Source organism: Mucilaginibacter terrigena (assembly GCF_004168255.1).
Taxonomy (GTDB): Bacteria; Bacteroidota; Bacteroidia; order Sphingobacteriales; family Sphingobacteriaceae; genus Mucilaginibacter; species Mucilaginibacter terrigena.
Window position 1 is genome coordinate 775,938 of record NZ_SEWG01000002.1, and the last position, 18,546, is coordinate 794,483.

At 45.1% G+C, this 18,546-nt stretch carries 14 protein-coding genes; 12 read left to right on the forward strand and 2 right to left on the reverse strand.

All coding sequences use genetic code 11. The features are described from left to right. Positions 1 to 17: 17 nt before the first annotated feature. Together EWM62_RS07115 and EWM62_RS07120 are read right to left on the reverse strand one after the other, a co-directional pair. Positions 18 to 1,601, reverse strand: a complete 1,584-nt coding sequence (locus EWM62_RS07115; protein WP_203234995.1) for a flavin monoamine oxidase family protein — start codon at positions 1,599 to 1,601, stop codon at positions 18 to 20. Between the two features lie 549 nt (positions 1,602 to 2,150). Beyond that, positions 2,151 to 2,774 (reverse strand): RNA polymerase sigma factor, encoded by a 624-nt coding sequence (locus EWM62_RS07120; RefSeq protein WP_129875958.1) that lies wholly within the window; start codon positions 2,772 to 2,774, stop codon positions 2,151 to 2,153. 95 nt (positions 2,775 to 2,869) lie between these two features. On the opposite strand from EWM62_RS07120, the gene EWM62_RS07125 reads away from it, so the two are divergent. The 12 genes from EWM62_RS07125 (at position 2,870) to EWM62_RS07180 (ending at position 18,050) form a co-directional block, all read left to right on the forward strand. Continuing rightward, positions 2,870 to 3,919, forward strand: coding sequence for a FecR family protein (locus EWM62_RS07125; RefSeq protein WP_129875959.1), 1,050 nt, complete (start codon positions 2,870 to 2,872; stop codon positions 3,917 to 3,919). Positions 3,920 to 3,965: 46 nt separating this feature from the next. Further along, on the forward strand, positions 3,966 to 7,466 hold the full coding sequence (locus EWM62_RS07130) for a SusC/RagA family TonB-linked outer membrane protein (protein ID WP_129875960.1): 3,501 nt from the start codon (positions 3,966 to 3,968) through the stop codon (positions 7,464 to 7,466). A gap of 33 nt (positions 7,467 to 7,499) precedes the next feature. Then, positions 7,500 to 9,104 (forward strand): SusD/RagB family nutrient-binding outer membrane lipoprotein, encoded by a 1,605-nt coding sequence (locus tag EWM62_RS07135; protein ID WP_129875961.1) that lies wholly within the window; start codon positions 7,500 to 7,502, stop codon positions 9,102 to 9,104. 23 nt (positions 9,105 to 9,127) lie between these two features. Beyond that, positions 9,128 to 10,135: a glycosyl hydrolase family 18 protein gene (locus tag EWM62_RS07140; protein ID WP_162499799.1), complete on the forward strand. Its 1,008-nt coding sequence runs from the start codon at positions 9,128 to 9,130 to the stop codon at positions 10,133 to 10,135. 33 nt (positions 10,136 to 10,168) lie between these two features. Next, on the forward strand, positions 10,169 to 11,509 hold the full coding sequence (locus tag EWM62_RS07145) for a glycoside hydrolase family 18 protein (protein ID WP_129875963.1): 1,341 nt from the start codon (positions 10,169 to 10,171) through the stop codon (positions 11,507 to 11,509). Positions 11,510 to 11,516: 7 nt separating this feature from the next. Further along, complete coding sequence (locus EWM62_RS07150; RefSeq protein WP_129875964.1) at positions 11,517 to 12,248, forward strand: glycoside hydrolase family 16 protein; 732 nt, start codon at positions 11,517 to 11,519, stop codon at positions 12,246 to 12,248. Positions 12,249 to 12,564: 316 nt separating this feature from the next. Continuing rightward, on the forward strand, positions 12,565 to 13,854 hold the full coding sequence (locus tag EWM62_RS07155; protein WP_129875965.1) for a DUF885 domain-containing protein: 1,290 nt from the start codon (positions 12,565 to 12,567) through the stop codon (positions 13,852 to 13,854). Between the two features lie 69 nt (positions 13,855 to 13,923). Beyond that, entirely contained in the window at positions 13,924 to 14,349 is a 426-nt protein-coding gene (locus EWM62_RS07160; RefSeq protein WP_129875966.1) for a hypothetical protein, read from the forward strand. A 137-nt stretch (positions 14,350 to 14,486) separates the two neighbouring features. Next, complete coding sequence (locus EWM62_RS07165; protein ID WP_162499800.1) at positions 14,487 to 15,332, forward strand: MBOAT family protein; 846 nt, start codon at positions 14,487 to 14,489, stop codon at positions 15,330 to 15,332. Positions 15,333 to 15,391: 59 nt separating this feature from the next. Continuing rightward, the gene (locus EWM62_RS07170; protein ID WP_129875968.1) at positions 15,392 to 15,859 is read left to right on the forward strand and encodes a pyrophosphohydrolase domain-containing protein; all 468 of its coding nucleotides are present in this window, start codon (positions 15,392 to 15,394) and stop codon (positions 15,857 to 15,859) included. A 249-nt stretch (positions 15,860 to 16,108) separates the two neighbouring features. Then, complete coding sequence (locus tag EWM62_RS07175) at positions 16,109 to 16,942, forward strand: hypothetical protein (protein ID WP_129875969.1); 834 nt, start codon at positions 16,109 to 16,111, stop codon at positions 16,940 to 16,942. A gap of 139 nt (positions 16,943 to 17,081) precedes the next feature. After that, positions 17,082 to 18,050, forward strand: coding sequence for a hypothetical protein (locus EWM62_RS07180; protein ID WP_129875970.1), 969 nt, complete (start codon positions 17,082 to 17,084; stop codon positions 18,048 to 18,050). Positions 18,051 to 18,546: the final 496 nt, after the last annotated feature.

Sequence of the window (18,546 nt, forward strand, 5' to 3'; positions counted from 1 at the left end):
TTAATTTTTGGTTTCAGTTAATGTTGCGCCGGGTATTGCAGCCGCTGCCCGCTTACCCTTGCATGCAGGGCGGCCACCGCGCTCCGTGCCGATTCAAATGCGCCGGCCATCCAGGCGTTTAAATAGGTAAGGTGCTCGCCGGCAAAATAAACCTGCTTATCGGGCTTAAGCAGCGCCGGGTATTGGTTTTTGCGGGTATCGGTATTGTAAACCGCCCAGCCGCCCAGGCTGTATTTGGTTTTATGCCAGCTAACCGAGAACGAGCTTTCAAACTCCTTATCGTACTGCGGGTGGATCAGCCTGCCTTTTTCCAGCGCGAACTTTTCGCGGTCGGCGTAACCTAATGCGCCTATCTTTTGTGCTTTCTCGTTAAAATTATAGTACCCTATCAGGATGCCTTTTTTGCCCAGGTAATCGTACGATGGGTAAAAGATCTGCGTCAAGTCGTTATTGGTGTGGGTGATGCCGCCATACAGGTGCTCATCCTCTTCCCAAAACCTACGCTTAAACTGCAGGCCAATTTTTCCCGTGGGGATGTAGCCTATATAATCTATCGCGCGGCTTACATCGCCCGAAAAATTGTGGTTGATATTACTTAACACGGGCAGTGGCAGTGTACAAATGCACAAGTCGGCTGTTAGTTCATGCTTTCCTGTAGCGTCTTTGTATAAAACCTTTACACCCTCGGGCAGGTTGGTAATATCGGTAACCTCGGCACCCATCTTTAAAAACGGCGCGACCTTTTTTTGCAGCGCCGATGAAATTTTGTCCATCCCGCCAACCGCCTGGAACATGGTCATCTGCAATTCGTAAGTGTACTCGGCCACGTTATAAAAATCGGGGTCCATCAGTCCCGAGTGGATCATATCGGCCAGTTTATGCGGCTCGCCAATTTTACCGGGCTTATCACCGGCGCCATACATTTCGCTATAACCGCGCCGTGCCGATGCTTTGTAAAGCTTGTCCACGTCCAATCCGCCTTCGGCTTTCAAATATTCAATAACCTTTTCAGCGTCTTCTTTGGTAAGCGCGCTATCAAGGCCGCCGTGGTCAATGCTTTTGGCAAGCATTTCGCTCATGTACCCGCGGATATCGTTATGCACCTCGCGTACCTTTATCTTTTTGTTTGACAGGGGGCCTTTACCTTCGGCAAAGTAATAGGCACCCTCGTTAACATTGTTGTAAACCTGGATAGGTACACCCAGCTCTTTGCAATAATGCAGGGTTAACTCATGGTTATGCGGAATGCGCGATGGACCGGCGTTAAAGTACTGGTCTTCGTCAAAGCGGGCGGTAACGGTGGGTTTATCAATTTCGGTTTGGGTGCTGCCGTTACGGATGCTCCAGCAGCGGCCGCCTGCCCTTTGCCGGGCCTCTATAATGGTACAGCGGTAGCCCAGCTTGTTCAGTTCGTAAGCGCAGGTCATGCCTGCTAGGCCTGCCCCCAATATAATTATGTGTTTGCCGGCGCCGCTGCCATTTAAATTAAAGGCGTGCGCAGGGGCGGGGCGTAATAAACCTAAAGCCATCATGGCAGGGTAGGTGCCGCCTGCCAGCATCGCGCCCTTGCCCAAAAAATCCCGTCGGCTAATAGTTTTCAAAAGAGGTGTGGTAAAGCTTTAAGTGATAAAGATAATTTAATATCTGTTTTAATAAAAGAAGCGCCCGGATATTTGAGGGAAATAGTTTTTAAAAGACGAGTGTCAACAATTCAGGCCAGCTACGTGGCAATAATCATATTTAAAAAGCCAGGCATGCAAATCGCTTTACAGGAGGCTCCCATGGAGCCAGATACATTATTGTTTTTGCTATAAACACGTAGCTCCTCTGGAGCTGTAACAATTGTGGCCTCAACTCCAGCGGAGTCGCGTGTTTATAGAAAAGTGTTTTAATTTCATCGGCTCCATCGGAGCCTCCTATGTTAAAGAGATTTGGGCACCAGTTTCTTTAATATGATCATATCCATTTAGCTGATCTACCTTATCACCAACAGGGGAGGGATGTTAGCTGAACAGCTTAATGATCAGCGCCAGCAAAAATACATCTGGAGCTGTAACAATTGCGGCCTCGACTCCAGCGGAGTCGCGTGTTTATAGATTTAGAAATGTGGATTTAGGCTCCGGCGGAGCCCCCTTAACCGGGAATGCTTGTTAGCTAAACAGCTTAACTATAAGCGCCAGCAAAAATACATCGCGCAATACTTTAATGGCGTTGTGCAGGGTATTGTAAATGGTACGCTCGGTAAGGCCGGTTTTTTCGGCAATCTCACAAAAGCTTACCTGGTCAAAATAGCGCAGCTGTACAATTTCTATTTGCCGGGGTGTTAATTGGTTCAGCGCTTTTTGTAAACGTTTTTTGGTTATCTCGTCCTGCTGGCTGGCTATCAGGATGTTCTCGTAAGGCTGCTCGGCCGCGCCCGATGCTATTTCAGCTTCCTCAAGGGTGGTGGTAAAAGTTTCGCGGCTGTATTGCTGGTAGGTTTTGTATAATATACGCTTGTATATGGTAAGCACATATTGCTGTATGTTTTGTACCGATGATAATTTATCCTGGATGCGCCAAAGTTCGATGAAAAGGTTATTGATGCTTTCCTTAACCAGTTCGGGGTTTTTATACATGCAAACGCCAAAGCGGTACAGGTCGTCGTAAAAAATATCAAAGCACGCGTAAAGGCCTTGCTGGTCGCCTTCTGCAAGTAACGCCCAATTCTTTTTTACCCGTTCTGTCCTGATGCTCATCCGCTCTTGTCCGGCCGATTTTTGTGCTTTTTCCAATTACCGATGAAGTTAATAATAATCTTTATAAATTTTTTTAAAAAGTGTTGGTAAAAAAGAATAATCTATTGCACTTGTGTGAAAATACCAATTTAATGGACTATACAAATTTTAATATCGAGGATTTTTTAACGGACGAAAGTTTTATTAACTATTGCTACGAACTTAACGACGTTGATAAAGCGCACTGGGAGAACGTAAGTTTAACCCAGCCGCTTCTAAAAAAGAAAATTGCCGATGCCCGCGAGTTATGCTTGTTACTTAGTATTAAAATAAACAAGGCAGATAAACAGGAATCGCTTGCCAGGTTAAAAGCCGCAATTGAAAGCGAACAGCTAAAAGCAAAGCCTGCTGTTGATAATGTGCGCCATATGTGGCTGCCACGTATGGCTGTTGCTGCTACTTTATTGGTATTGGTAATTGCCTATGGTTTTTATAAATATAACGCACGTGTTTCGGGCGCGGTATTGTATAGCCAGGTTACTAAAAACAATTATCATTTGGTAGCGCAAACAAATTTTAGCAACCGCAAAAGCGTGGTACTGCCCGATGGTACTACCGTAACGCTTAATGGGTCGAGCACGCTTAAGTTAGCAAACGATTACAACCAAAACAACCGCCACGTGCTGCTAACCGGTGAGGCTTTTTTTGAAGTAACAAAAGATAAAACCAGGCCGTTTGTTGTGCTTACCGCGAAAACCGCTACTACCGCTTTAGGTACATCGTTTAAAGTAAGCAGCTACGGGATATCAAAAACAGCGAGCGTTATGCTTGCTACCGGTAAGGTTAGGGTAGAAGCTACGCAGCCTGGATCGGGTATTGCCGACCAGATACTGGTACCGGGGCAGCAGGTTATACTTGCTAATGGCGATAACAGCTTCACCAAATCTGATTTTAACCAGACTGAACTGCATAATTGGCTTAATAGTAAATTAACGTTTAGCAATGCCGATTTCGCCGAGATAGCCGCCAAAATAACCAACACATATGGCATACAGGTAACAGCCGGCGATAAAGCCGCGGATAAAATAAGGTTTACGGGGCAATTCAATAACAAAAGCCTTACCGATGTGCTGGATGCTATTGGCTTCGTAAATAATTTCACATATAAACAAATGGGAGATACCGTTAAGATCGTATTCTAAAACCTAATTATACTCATATATATCAACGCACCTAAATTTTTAAACTATGCTTAAAAAACTACCCGCTTCACGTTTTTTTTCGAAAATGTTATTGAGGATGCTTGGAGCAGTATTCCTGATCGTTTACACCAGTGGATATGCCCAGTCGGCACCAAACGCGCTTTATTCTTTTAACTGGCAGGACCAGCCTGTAGAAAAAGTGTTTAAACAAATTGAGGATGCTACCAAAGTGCATTTCTCTTACAACCCTGCAGATGTTGATTTTAAGCGCAGGGTAAACCTTAAAGTAACCAATAAACGCCTTACTGATGTTATGGAGGCGCTTGCAAATCAAATTAATGTAAGGTACAAAATTGCCGGCGAAACTGTATTGATACAGGCGCTTAAAAGCAATGCGGGCGCTGCTGCATTTACATTAAAAGGCCGCGTTTTAGATCCTGATAACCTAACGTTGCCCGGCGTAACGGTGGTTAACACCAAAACCGAAAAAACCGCGGTTACAAACAACGCGGGTGAGTTTGCCATCGAAGCTAACGCGGGTGATGTTATCACTTTCAGGATGCTTGGTTTTGAGCAATCATCGGTAACGGCCAGCGAGGATGTAAAGTTTGTAACCATTAACCTGAAGCTTAGCAATACCGAACTGAAAACGGTTGTGGTAACGGCTTTAGGTATCAAACGCGAGCAGCGCGCGCTGGGTTATGCTTTTGCCGAAGTTGACGGTAACGACCTTAAAAAAGCCCGCGAAACAAACATCATGAACTCGCTTGCGGGTAAAGTTGCCGGTTTGGTAATCACCGGCGGTGCAGGTGGCCCTGCCGGGTCGTCAAGGGTTATCATCAGGGGTAATACTACTATCACCGGTAACAACCAGCCACTTTACGTAGTAGATGGTGTGCCGATAGATAACTCTAACTACGGCCAGGTTGGCGGGGGCAAATATTCGGGCGGCCAGGATTTTGGCGACGCCATATCGGCCATTAACCCCGACGATGTAGATAAGATCAGTGTGCTTAAAGGCCCATCGGCTTCGGCGCTTTATGGTAGCCGCGCCGGTAATGGTGTAATATTAATTACTACAAAAAAGGGCGGCACCCGTAAAGAACTGGGCATAGAGTTTAACAGCACCTCATCGTTCGAAAAACAGCTTACCACATTAGATGGTAACCAGTACATATACGGACAGGGTAGTGCAGAACAATTGGTAATTGACGCCGCACAGGCAAAAAACACCTTGTTCAACAACTTTGGCCCCCGCCTTGATCCAAACTTACAGGTAATAGGTTTCGATGGAGTGTACCGCCCTTATGCCCTGGTTAAAAATAATATCCAGGATTTCTTCCGTACGGGCTCAACATTTACCAATACCGTTGCATTATCAAGCGCGAACGAGAAAGGTAACTTCCGTTTATCTATTTCTGATCTGCGTAACAACGATATTGTACCGGGCAGCAACATGCGCCGTAATACATTCAATTTTAACGGCAGCTCAAAATTCGGCAAAAATTTAACGGTTGAAGCAAGGGTGATGTACATGAACGAGAATGTAACCAACCGCCCTTCGTTAGCAGATGATCCGGGAAATATCGGTAATAACTTTATCGGCCTGGCCAACAACGTTGATCAATCGTACTTTAAAACCGGCTATAAAGATGCTGAAGGCAATTACGTAGAGTGGGGCGGCGGCCAGTACAGGCTCGACCCATACTGGGTAATTAACGAGATGAGCAATCAAACCAAAAAGAACCGTATGATAGGCGGTTTACAGGCCAATTATACATTTACAAGCTGGCTAAGCTTACAAGGTCGTGCCTCAACGGATTTTACTTATTTTGATTATCAAAAATTCAGTCCAAGGTCTACACCGGGTTCATTAACCGGCAGGCTTGAAACTACAAATCAAAAAGTACAAACTACCGAAGCGGATATGCTATTAACCGCCCAAAAACAGGTAACACCATCCCTGAATTTATCAGCCCGCTTAGGTGCAAGCATATCGCACAGCCAGGCACCCGGTTATACCGGTAATTACATAGACCAGGTTGCCACAGATATTATCAGCTCTAACGCCTTTTCTGATAAAACTACTATTGAGGTTTCACCAAGAGAAAGAGAAACCAGGTCTGTTTACGCGTTGTTAAGCGCCGGGTACAAAAGCTTTTTGTATTTAGATGCAACGGTACGCCGCGATGCCGTATCAACATTGCCAACAAATAATAACGTGTACACTTATCCATCGTTATCTGCAAGTTTTGTATTTACCGATGCTTTTAAAATGAACAGATCGATTCTCTCTTTTGGTAAAATAAGAGTTTCGGCAGCAGAGGTGGGTAGCGATACCGACCCTTATATGCTAAACCCAACGTACCAGTTGAATCCGCAATCGTTTAATGGTATTCCGTTAGGAGGGTTAGCACCAGGCCAGGCATTGCCTTCAACTTTAAAACCAACCCGCACACGATCTTTCGAGGTAGGTGCCGATTTGAAGTTCCTGAACGACAGGATCGGTTTAGACCTTACATATTATACTTCAAAATCAAGGGATCAGATAAATGTTGTTAACATACCATTATCATCTGGTTTTGCCCAGCAAATAATTAACGCGGGTGTAGTTGGTAACAAAGGTATCGAGGTAGCAATAAACACCAAGCCAATTGTAACTAAAGACTTTAGCTGGGATTTAAACGTAAACTTTGCCCGCAACATCAATGATGTAGAATCGCTTGCCGATGGTATTCCTTATTTAACCTTATCTGATGCCCGCTGGTTGGGCACATCAGTAGTTGCAAGGCCAAATACCGCTTATGGCGCTATATTAGGCTACGGAGGCCAAAAAGATGATCAGGGTAACGCTATACTTGACCCGGTTACCCTTGCGCCACTGCAAACGGTTGACCGCGAGGTGCTGGGTAAAGGTACCTGGAGCTGGACAGGTGGTTTAAGCAGCTCGTTCTATTACAAAAACTTTGGTTTAAGCTTTGTTGTCGATATTAAACAAGGTGCAAGCCTGTTCTCGATGACCAACTTATTCAACGTAATAAGAGGCGCCAGTTTAGTAACTTTACCGGGAAGGGCCGAGTGGATAAAATCTGAAGAGGACCGCCAAACCGCAGGGCAGTCTATCGAACAATGGACCGCTGCAGGCAAAGTTAGGGGATACGTTCCGCAGGGTATGGTACAAACCGGCACAGATGGTTCTGGTAAAGCTATTTACGCGCCAAATACAAAAGCTGTCGACCCTTCCATCTACTGGGCAAATTATTACAGCGATGGCAATGGTGTAGCTACGCCGTTTATATACGATGCCAGTTATGTTAAAATGCGCGAGATAACCTTAAGTTATACTATACCTACTTATATTTCGTCAAAATGGGGTATCAAAAATATGACAGTTGCACTGGTTAGCCGTAACCCGTTCATCATCCATAAAAACATACCCAATGTTGACCCGGACTCGAACTACAACAATGGTAACGGGCAAGGCCTTGAATATGGATCATTACCATCAAGAAAAAGCTGGGGATTTAACTTAAACGTGAAATTCTAATAAGATATAAAGACCATTGATAATCATATAGATATGAAAAAATATATAAACAAGATAATTATCCTGCTTTTAACGGTTACCACGGTGCTGGTTTCCTGTAAAAAGTTTGAAGATTTTGGTGACCTTAATACCGATCCAACCAAATCAAGCAACCTCGATCCGGTGAACCAATTGGTATTAACCCAGTTGCGTTTCTCGGGCGAGTTGACCATTAACGAGCGTACAAGCATTATCATGACCATGCCGCTGGTACAGCAAATTGGCGGTGCCTATTATACCCGCTATGGTTTTGAATATGTAAAGAACAGGCAGTACATGTCTGAATTGTGGGAGCTTGGCTATCCTAACGATGTGCTGAATATTGTTGACGCTGTTGAGCGGTCTGCAAAAGACCCGCTTAAAAACAACCTTAACGCTATGTGCCGCATCATGAAAGTGTACATTTTTGCAAGGATGACAGACCTTTACGGCGATATCCCGTACAAACAAGCGGGTAAGGGATATTTATCGGGAGTTGTACGCCCCGAGTTTGACAGCCAGAAAGATATTTATGATGATTTCTTTAAAGAACTTACCGAGGCTTCGGCACAGTTAGATGCATCAAAGGATAATGTATCGGCAGATATATTTTACCAGGGTAATATTGCCGCGTGGAAAAAATTTGCCAACTCGTTACACCTGCGTTTAGCCATGAGGCTAAGCAAGATCGACCCGGATAAGGCAAAAGCCGAAGTGCAGGCAGCATACGCCGCAGGTGTATTTACCAGCGCCGATGATAACTGTATTACCCGCCACGCCGATGTACAAAACAGCTATGCCGATATCCGTGGCAATGGTGTATCGGTTGCTATTAACCAATACCCTGATGAAGGCAGGCCGCGTATTTGCAACACTTTCCTGAAAGCGATGAGCGATGCCAACGACCCGCGTTTACAATATATTGCCCGCGATTATTGGGTTAACCCCGATAAACCATCTGAAAGGGTTGACGTTACCGAGCAGGTTAAAGCACAGGTTGGTATTATTGGCGTTGGCCCCGGTAAGTATAACTACGACGATTTCCTGGGTGCCATAAACGTTGACCTTGGCGGCGGCCGTATTGTACAGGTGCCAAACAATGGCCAAAAAGTACAGCTTGCCAACTGGATGATCACCAATGATGCGCCATACTTTCACATTACTTATGCCGAAACAGAGCTTTTGTTGGCCGAAGCCAGCCAGAGATGGAGTTTAAGCCTGGGTGCTGATGCCAAAACGCATTTTGGTAACGGTGTTAGCGCTGCCATGAAACAGCTTGCCTTATTTAAAGGCGGGCCGGTTATTACCGATACGCAGATAGCGAACTTTAAAACTGATAACCCGCTTGCGCCCGGTGCCGAATTAAAAGCGATTGACACGCAGCTTTGGATAGCCCTGCTTTTAAACGGCCCCGAAGCTTACGCCAACTGGCGCCGTACCGGTTTCCCGGTTTTAGCGCCTGCTATTACAGGCGAATCTACCGCTACAACCACGCCACGCAGGTTTGAATACCCGCTTACCGAAACTGAGCAGAATGCTACCAATATTAATAAAGCGATTGCCGCCATCCCCGGTGGTGTTGACGATTGGACAGCAAGGGTTTGGTGGGATAAGCAATAGTAATAATAATGATGATGAAGACGATGATGAGAAGGAATACCTGGTTGGCTATCTTAATGGTGGTGTTGATGTGCAGCTGTAAAAAGAGCGCGCGGTCTGAAGTTAAGATCAATGATGATAAAAAGCCTGTTGCTGCCGCATCCTTTAGGGTGATGGGTTACCTGCGCGAGTATAATGTTGTTGATGGCAGGGCCATACAATTCGACTTTAGCAAAATAACCCACCTTAATATTGCATTTATAAACCCTGATGCAGCAGGTAATTTTACTACGCTTAACGGTTTAACAGAGCTTGTTGCTGCTGCGCATGCCAAAAACGTAAAGGTTTTGGCATCAATAGGCGGCGGCCTTGCACCCGAGTATTATACCGACCTGATGTCGACAGGCGACAAACGGAATAAACTGGCAAACAGCCTTGCAGCTGTAGCAGACCAGTATAACCTGGATGGTATCGATATCGACTTGGAAGGCCACTTTGTTGATGGTAATTACGAAGCATTTGTTATTGCCGTTAAAGCCGCGCTTAAGCCTAAAGGTAAATTGCTTACCACAGCCATTGCAACGGTTTATGCAACGCAATACACTGATAAAGCGCTGGCACAGTTCGATTTTATCAACATCATGTCGTACGATAAAACTGGCCCCTGGAAACCCGAAAGGCCCGGTCAGCATTCGCCATATTCTATGGCAGTTGATGATCTGGACTACTGGGGCGGTACACGCGGTATAGCCAAAGAAAAACTTAGTCTTGGCCTGCCTTTTTATGGCTATGGTTTTGGCAGCGGCGTACCCGAAGATATGAGCTTTGCCGATATCCTTAAACAGTATCCCGGCTCGGCAGATAAGGACGAGGTAACTGTTGCCGCGGGCGGCACCATGTATTACAACGGCGTACCAACCATTAAAAGCAAAACCACGCTGGCACTGCAAAAAGCGGGCGGTATTATGGTATGGCAGCTTTTACAGGACGATGCCGGATCAAACTCGTTATTAAACACTATTGATGCCCTTGTAAAGGCAGCAAAAAAATAAGGTATTGGATTACAGAATTTTAAACATAAAAAAATGAAAAAGATCTATCAAAAATTATCGTTCCTGCTTGTTTTGCTGGTGGTACTTACTGCCGGTTGCAAAAAAGATATTGCAAAGGAGCAGGAAGATGCCAACCCGCTTCAGCCCCGCATATTTGATATCCTAAGGCAGTTTTCGGGCGCGCAGGTTATCAGTTCGGGCGATACCGCCAAATTTACGGGTATCGAAATTACGCCCGCCGGTAAAGCCGATATCAGCTGGCAGGTGAACAATGTTGAAGTATCGAAAGAGAAAAAATTCAACTTCGCGCCAACCACCGGCGGCGAGTTTACTATTAAACTGAAGGTTACCTACAACGGCGATTCAACCGTTAGGAGCACCAAGGTATTGGTTAACCCAACTACCTACACTTTTAAACCTTACACCAAAATTGCGATGTCGTACCTTACCCAGGATGCTACCGCGGCTAACGTAAACTTTAACAATGTAACCCATATTACCTATAAAATTGGTTTGGTATCACCCGAAGGTGACCTGGATACATCACCGGGCGAAGCCGGCCAAAAGGCAAACGAACTTGTAGCAAGGGCGCACATTGCCGGTGTACCGGTAATTATGGGTATCAGCGGCAGGTTATCGGGCATCGATGGCTGGGCCATTTACGAAACCAACGATTTTGGTACCGCCATACGCGACCCGGCAAAACGTACAAAACTGATAGCCCTGGTAAAAGCATATGTTGCTGCCAAACGCATGGATGGTGTGGATATCATGATGACAGACATCAACTCGGGCAATGCGCCTGATAATATCCACGCCATAGGCCCTTTCCTGACAGAGTTGAAAGCAGCATTGCCTGCTGATGCATTGGTTACCGTTACCGCTACAGTGAACTACCAGCATTGGGAGTACCCTGATCTTTCTGCAGCAAGCTGGGTTAACCTGCACGCTTACGAAGATAACGGCCACATCGGCCCGGATGCGCCTGTAGGACAATCATCAAGCCTGCAATTTATGAAGGATGGCGCCGCTATATGGCCAAACTTCCATTTACCTGCCAGTAAACTGGTTGTGGGTATGCCTGCATTTGGCTTACGTTACAACGCTTTAAATCCGGCAGGTAATAACGAAAGCTGGGGATCGTACGATTACATGACCTACAAAGATATTTTAGCCGCCGACCCAACCGCTTTTGGTAAGGAGTATACAGATAAATCGGGCAAGGGCGTGTATTATAACGGCGTTCCGCTGATCACTCAAAAAGCCCAGTACCTGCGGGATAATGGCTTTAAAGGCGGTTATTTATACGGCGGAGATTATGACACCCAGGATGCAAACTCGTTGATGTTAGCTTTATTTAACGGACTAAAATAACCCCCTGATGAAAAAAATATATGCTTTTGCGTTTGCCCTTTTGCTGACTTACAGCTATGCCAACGCGCAGGTTAAAACCATTAAATGGAGTGGCTACACCTGGAATGTGAAAGAACCTGCCGAAGCTACCGGCCCGGGGCCAAACTTTTGGAGCAGCAGTAACGTATGGGTTGATGGCAGCGGCTGGCTGCACTTAAAGGTAAGCAAGAACGCTGCCAACGGCCGCTGGGAATGCGCCGAAGTGGCCAGTACCGAAAGCTTTGGAATGGGTACTTATCAATGGCAGATAGATGCCGATGTTGATAAGTTTGACAAGAACCTGGTGCTGGGCTTGTTTGATTACTCTGGTACCGATGCACGCGACGAGATAGATATTGAGTTTGCAAGATGGGGCAACAGCGCATACCCTAATTTAAACTACACGGTTTATCCCAAAGCGGGCGACCCGCCAAGGCATACCAGCTACTCAACCGAGTTTACATCGCCGAACGGTACTTATACCACCCACAGGTTTATCAGAACGGCCAATAGCGTTACTTTTAAAACCCTGTACGGCCACATGAACGACGAACCGAGGGACAACCTTTTTCTGAGCAAAGAGTTCAAGAGCCCGTCGGTATCTATCAGCAGTGTGAACATGCCGGTGCTGTTAAACCTTTGGTTGTTTAAAGGCCAGGCCCCAACAGACGATAAACCGTTCGAGGTGGTGATCCACAGCTTTAAGTTTACCCCGCAATAAACAATGAAGGTCCCGGTGAACAGCCGGGATCTTTTTAAACTTTATTTTTGATTTAATGGTGTCGCTATATTGTCAGTAGTTTAAATATCAAATTGCTTAATATGAGGTTGTTGTAAAAAAGTGTGGCATATGTGCAATCGTGAACGTGAACATTTGGGGCATGATATAAGCGGATTCGATCAAATAAAAAACCCTTTATACAAATAGCAGATTGTTGATTATTTATATTACCCGGTTGCAAATTGCAGCCGGGTTTTTTGTTAGGGTCAGCAGTAACAATTGATTTAGCCGGGTGTCTCAATACAAAACCCTCGCAATGAAGTTTTACAGCGCTTTTATCGGGATGCTCTTTGCTTTTAGCCTTGCCATGGCGCAGGGTGATTTTAAAACTTTTTCGGCCCGCTTTGTGAGCGGCTACAACAGCCTGCATATCCCACAGCTTGAGCTAAGTTATGAAAGCCAGTTGCAGCATATCCCATCGTTAGCCGCGGTAAAAAAGCAGCAGGTTTTTTTCAGCAGGATAAAACAAGGCCTCAAGCAATTCGACCTGCAAAAGCTAACCGCAAACCAAACCACCGATTACCAGCTTATCCAATACGAAACAGACCTGAACCTTACCCGCATCGATCTTGAACTTAAATGGATAGCCGTAAACGCGAAAGTTACTACCAACGGTATCTACAATATTCCCAATGGCAAAGAATGGTATAAATATCTCATTAAAAGATGGGTTAACGATGATATTACTCCCGACGCCGTTTACAAATTCGGGTTGAGCGAAGTTGAAATCGCCAATAAACAAATAGAGGCTATCCGCAAGGAAACCGGCCTTAGCGATGCAGCATTTTATAAACACCTAAACGATTCATCGTTTTATATTACAGATCCCGCGCAAATTCAGCAGACCTTTGAGCAAACCAGGAAGGTGGTGATGCAAAACCTGCCTAAACTGTTCAGCAATACCAATATCCCGCAGGTGCAAATCAGAAAAGGAAATAGCGAACGACTGGCGCAAACGCCGGGTTATTACGATTCGGATGTTTTTTATTATAACAGCTTTAATAACCATGTAAACAAACGGCAGGTAGATTGGCTTTTTCTGCACGAGGCAGTTCCGGGTCACCATTACCAGTCGTCTGTATTAGGGCAGGCGAAGGTTTCTGATGTGCAAAACCTATTTTACTACATGGGCTTTGCCGAAGGCTGGGGCGCTTACGCGGAAGAATACGGCAGAGAATTGGGGCTTTACAAAACCCCGTACGACAGGCTTGGCAAATGGGAGTGGGGGATAGTCCGATCCATAAGGCTCCCTATTGACGTGGGTATAAACTACTACGGCTGGACGGATGAGCAGGCGTTAACCTTCTGGAAAAAATACATCAAAGGGCAGGATGATATCGCCCTGCGCGAGATCCGGCGTGTGCGCCGCTGGCCGGCACAGGTAATTACCTACAAGCACGGCGCCGCCAAAATAATGGAGTGGAAAACCGAATTGATGAAAAAACAAGGCAGCCGGTTTGATATCAAAGATTTTCATAATAGGGTACTATCCCATGGCTCGCTGCCTTTTTTTATGATACGGGAAAATGTGTTTGATGATAAATAATTTTATTTTCAGTAATTATTGAAAGTTTAGAATTTGTTTTATATTTGTACTGTATTAACAGCAGTGCAGATGGATAACTTTCAATTAAATATAACGTACTTAATTCAAATAGCAGGTTTGGCGCAAATAGTATTGGTGTTTGGCAGCCTGGCCGTACCTCGAATACTAAACTGGAGCGCCGAACTCGCCAAATTGCAGCCCCTGATCAAACAAATGTTTTGGACCTACGCGGCATATATTTTGGTAATAAATCTTTGCTTTGGCCTGGTATCCCTGCTGGCGTATAAGGATCTGCTTAATGGTTCGTTACTTGCAACTCTGGTCACCGCATTCATAGCCGTTTATTGGATCTCGCGGGTGCTTATTCAATTCTTTTATTTCGACAGGAAAGGTTTCCCGACAGGTAAGTGGCACACATTTGCAGAAGTGTTGCTGGTATCATTATTTATTTCCCTAAGCATGGTTTATAGTTATGCTTTTTATCATAACCTTTAACAATTATGAGTGCGCAGCTTATTTATCACCTTATCTGTTTTGCCTTAGTAAATCTTGTGATGATTTTGGCAGGGTACCTGTTTCTAAAACATAAACAGGTTTTGTCAGGCTGGCTGATGCTTGTGATAAGTATCCTGTTGATATACCTTCTGTTCCAGAACGAGCATTCAATTATGCGTATGCTGACCATCATAGCAACTACCTTCACTGGCATGAAAGTGATATCGGTAACACAGGGCTACCGTAATAAGCCGCTTACACTTACTTTTAAACAGTGGGTTGTTTACGCCATTGGCTGGGTAGGCATGCGCGCCGAACCATTTGAAACGCTTGGCGGCAGGCCCCTGCCAAATGCCTGGCCAATGGTAAGGTTTGGCATAAGCCGGGTAGTGCTTGGTGGCTTGCTTATTTTATTGGCGCATATATTAGTCAACCAGCATTTTGATAGCAGGCTTACCTACATAACCGTAAGCGCCATATTACTTGTAGGATTGAGCCTGGTGCTGCATTTTGGCTTGTTGGGCATCAGCGCGGGGATGTGGCGTTTTTCGGGCGTTAATACTTATTACCTGTTTCGGCAGCCGGCAAAGGCCCTTAGCCTTACCGAACTTTGGAGCAAACGCTGGAACATCGCCTTTAGCGAAATGACCTCGGTTGCTATCTTCCGCCCGTTAAAAAGCAGGGTAGGGAGCGGAGCGGCGCTTATGGCGGCCTTTATATTCTCGGGCTTACTGCACGAACTTGCTTTGAGTGTACCCGTAAGTAGCGGCTATGGCTTACCAACCCTTTATTTTACTATCCAGGGCTTGTTGGTATTGGTCGAAAAGATGCTGGTACTAAAAAGGATCACCCTTTTCCAAAACAAAATAATTGCGCGTATCTGGGTATTCTTTTGGCTGGTTGTGCCCATGCCCTTACTGTTCCACAGGCAGTTTTTAAAGCTGGTGGTGTGGCCGCTGGCCGGATTAATATCTCCATTATAAAAACCTTCAAAAATTATTAGCTTTGGGTTAATCATTAACACTTATTAAGCTATTATAACATGCAGGAAGCTTCTCCGTTAAACCAGGTTGCCGAATTTCATAAAACCTTTAAACACCCCGTTTTAGATACACCCACCATCCCTTCACAAGCACGCTGCGACCTGCGGGTTGCCCTTTTGGCCGAAGAAGTAAAAGAGCTTCAGGAAGCTATTGCCGATAATAACCTGGTTGAAATTGCCGATGCACTTTGCGATATCCAGTACGTACTTGCCGGTGCCATTCTTGAGTTTGGCCTGGGCGAAAAATTTAAGGCTTTATTTGACGAGGTGCACCGCTCTAACATGAGCAAGGCTTGTAACTCGGTAGAAGAGGCAAACCAAACCATAGCCCACTACCTGCAAAAGGACGGCAGTGAAGCGCATTATAAGGAAGAGGAATCGAAGTTTTTAGTTTTCCGCACGGCGGATAACAAGACACTCAAATCCATCAACTATTCGCCGGCAGACCTAAAGGGGTTGTTGTTATAACTTTATATATTTATTGCTCAATAATTTCATAATATTTATAACAACACGATAAATTAATACACTTATATAAAGCCTTTCAGATGCATCTGGAAGGCTTTACTGTTTATTATACCTTCAGAAAAGCATATGCTGGGTTTTTAAAAAAGTATTGCGTTATGTGATTGCAATTATTAAATAAATATTATAGTATATTTAAATAATATTATTTCCAATTCCCCCGTAAAGCAACACTTAAAAAACGCAGTAAAAATGAAAAAGATCATTACCCTGCTATTGCTCGTGCTTTCGGCGCAGGCAATGGCTCAAAACAATCCTATTACAGCAATCAATATTTCGTTACCGGCCAACCCCGATGCCAATACAGCCAACTGGGGTACGGGTACTTCACTTTTAAATATCAAAGCATCTGTTAACGGGCGATTAGACGCTCTGGTGCAGGAAAGTAAAATATTGGTCACGATAAAAAAAGGGGGCAATAAAGTATGCGGCTCTTATGCTTCAAATTCGGCGCCTTCGGCAGGTTTTAAAGTTGCAACCCAGGTTTGGGACGGCGCTGACGCGGTTGCCTTATTAGGGGAAGGCTGTACTTTGCCTCCCGGCGACTATGAGCTGTCGGTACAGTTTTTTAGTGTGAGGGGCGGGGTGGGCGTTCCGTTAAGCCAGGAAACAACAAAGGCTTTTTCCATAAAAGGGAATGAACAGCAAACATTCCGGGACAAAACAAACGTACAGATGAAAGAATCGGCAGTATTGTCACTCGGGGTTGTTTCACCGGCAAATGGGGCCACTATCTCTGCAGAAATGCAGCCCCGGTTTACATGGACACCGGTAATACCCAGGCCAACAGAACCGGTAGCTTATAAAATTAAGATAGTAGAGATCGTGGGCGATCAATCGCCAGAGCAGGCCATACATACCAATAAGCCCATCTTTGAAAAAGATTCGCTTGCAAGCAGCGCTTTTCAATACCCATTGAACGGGCCGGTACTTATTCCCGGCAAAAAATACGGATGGGCGATAGAAGCAAATAAAAAGTTAGGTGCCATATCGGTTTTCACCACACAAAAAACAACTAAGCGATAACTTAAATTAGGCGCATAAAGGGCTTGCAACTTTTGTTGCAGGCTTTTTTTATGGCAAAGCTTACCCTGTATTCGGCATGTTGCCAATTTTATAAACGCTTTTTTGTAGCCAATAGTTAAAATATTTAGATTTGGGTTTTATGAGTAAAGGTAACCCCGAAACCCCCAAAAGAACCGGCGGCAGGCAGGCCGCCAGGCCTAAGCCCAATAATAAGGCCAGGGGTACACGCGCAAAAGCCGGTGTTGCTGCTGATGCAGAAACACCCGACCCTGCACAACAGGCCATTGCCGAAACTACACAGCGGGTACCCGTTACCGGCCTTGCCGGTGCTCAAAACACATCCCCCAAAACTACAATGGAAGTACATCATCATTCTCAATCAGAACATACACCCAAGTCGTGGAAGGGCTACCTGCTGGAGGGCTTTATGATATTTATTGCCGTTACCATGGGGTTCATAGCCGAAAGTATTAGAGAGAACATCACCAACCGCGAGCATGTAAGGCATCTGACATCGCAGCTGGTACAAGACCTAAAAACCGATATAGCCCAATTGGATGAGATATATAAGCAGGAAACGCTGATAGTTAAGGAAAATGATTCGTTATTTGATCTTTTACAGATACCGCTTGAAAAAGCAGATACAAAAAAGATCCAGCAGTTGATCGCCGGCTCGCACACCATGTACCCGTTTCGCCCGTCAGGAGGGGCTATGGAGGCCATTAAAAAAGAGTTGCAGCTTAAGCAGTTCAGCAATTCGGAGATCATAAACCATATAGCGGGTTACGAATTTCATATCAAGCTGTTACAAACAGAACAGGATATTAATCTGCAATACCAGCACAGCTACCTCGATCCATTTTTAACCCGGCATTTTACACCGGTTAACTTGCGTGCAGCCTTTAACCAAAAACCTATACCGGATGGGCAAATGCGCGACCTGAACCAGGCAGATGTTACCCAGCTGGCCGCGGATATTGCGCTGATAAGAGTAGTTAGCAACCAATTAGTGATAAAAAACCGGAAAGTTAAAGAAGACGCTGTAAAACTACTTGAATATGTTGTTAAACAATATGACGTTGAAGCCGGCGAGGAACATAATGGTTAACGCGTTTCTTGACTTTCGACTTAAGGCTTCTTACTAAAATGTGACCTTGGAGAGGCTCGAACTCCCGACCCTCCCGATTTGGATCAATGCTCTACCAAAGCGTTAAAACTTAAAAAGCCTCAAGACTTTCGACTTAAGGCTTCTTACTAAAATGTGACCTGGGAAAGGTTCGAACTCCCGACCCTCCCGATTTGGATCGGGATGCTCTACCAAAAGCATTAAAACTTAAAAAGCCTTAAGGCTTTCGACTTAAGGCTCTCAACTTGAATGTGACCTGGGAGAGGCCCGAACTCCCGACCCTCCCGATTTGGATCGGGATGCTCTACCAAAAGCGTTAAAACTTAAAAAGCCTCAAGACTTTCGACTTAAGGCTCTCAACTTGAATGTGACCTGGGAGAGGCTCGAACTCCCGACCCTCCCGATTTGGATCGGGATGCTCTACCAAAAGCGTTAAAACTTAAAAAGCCTCAAGACTTTCGACTTAAGGCTCTCAACT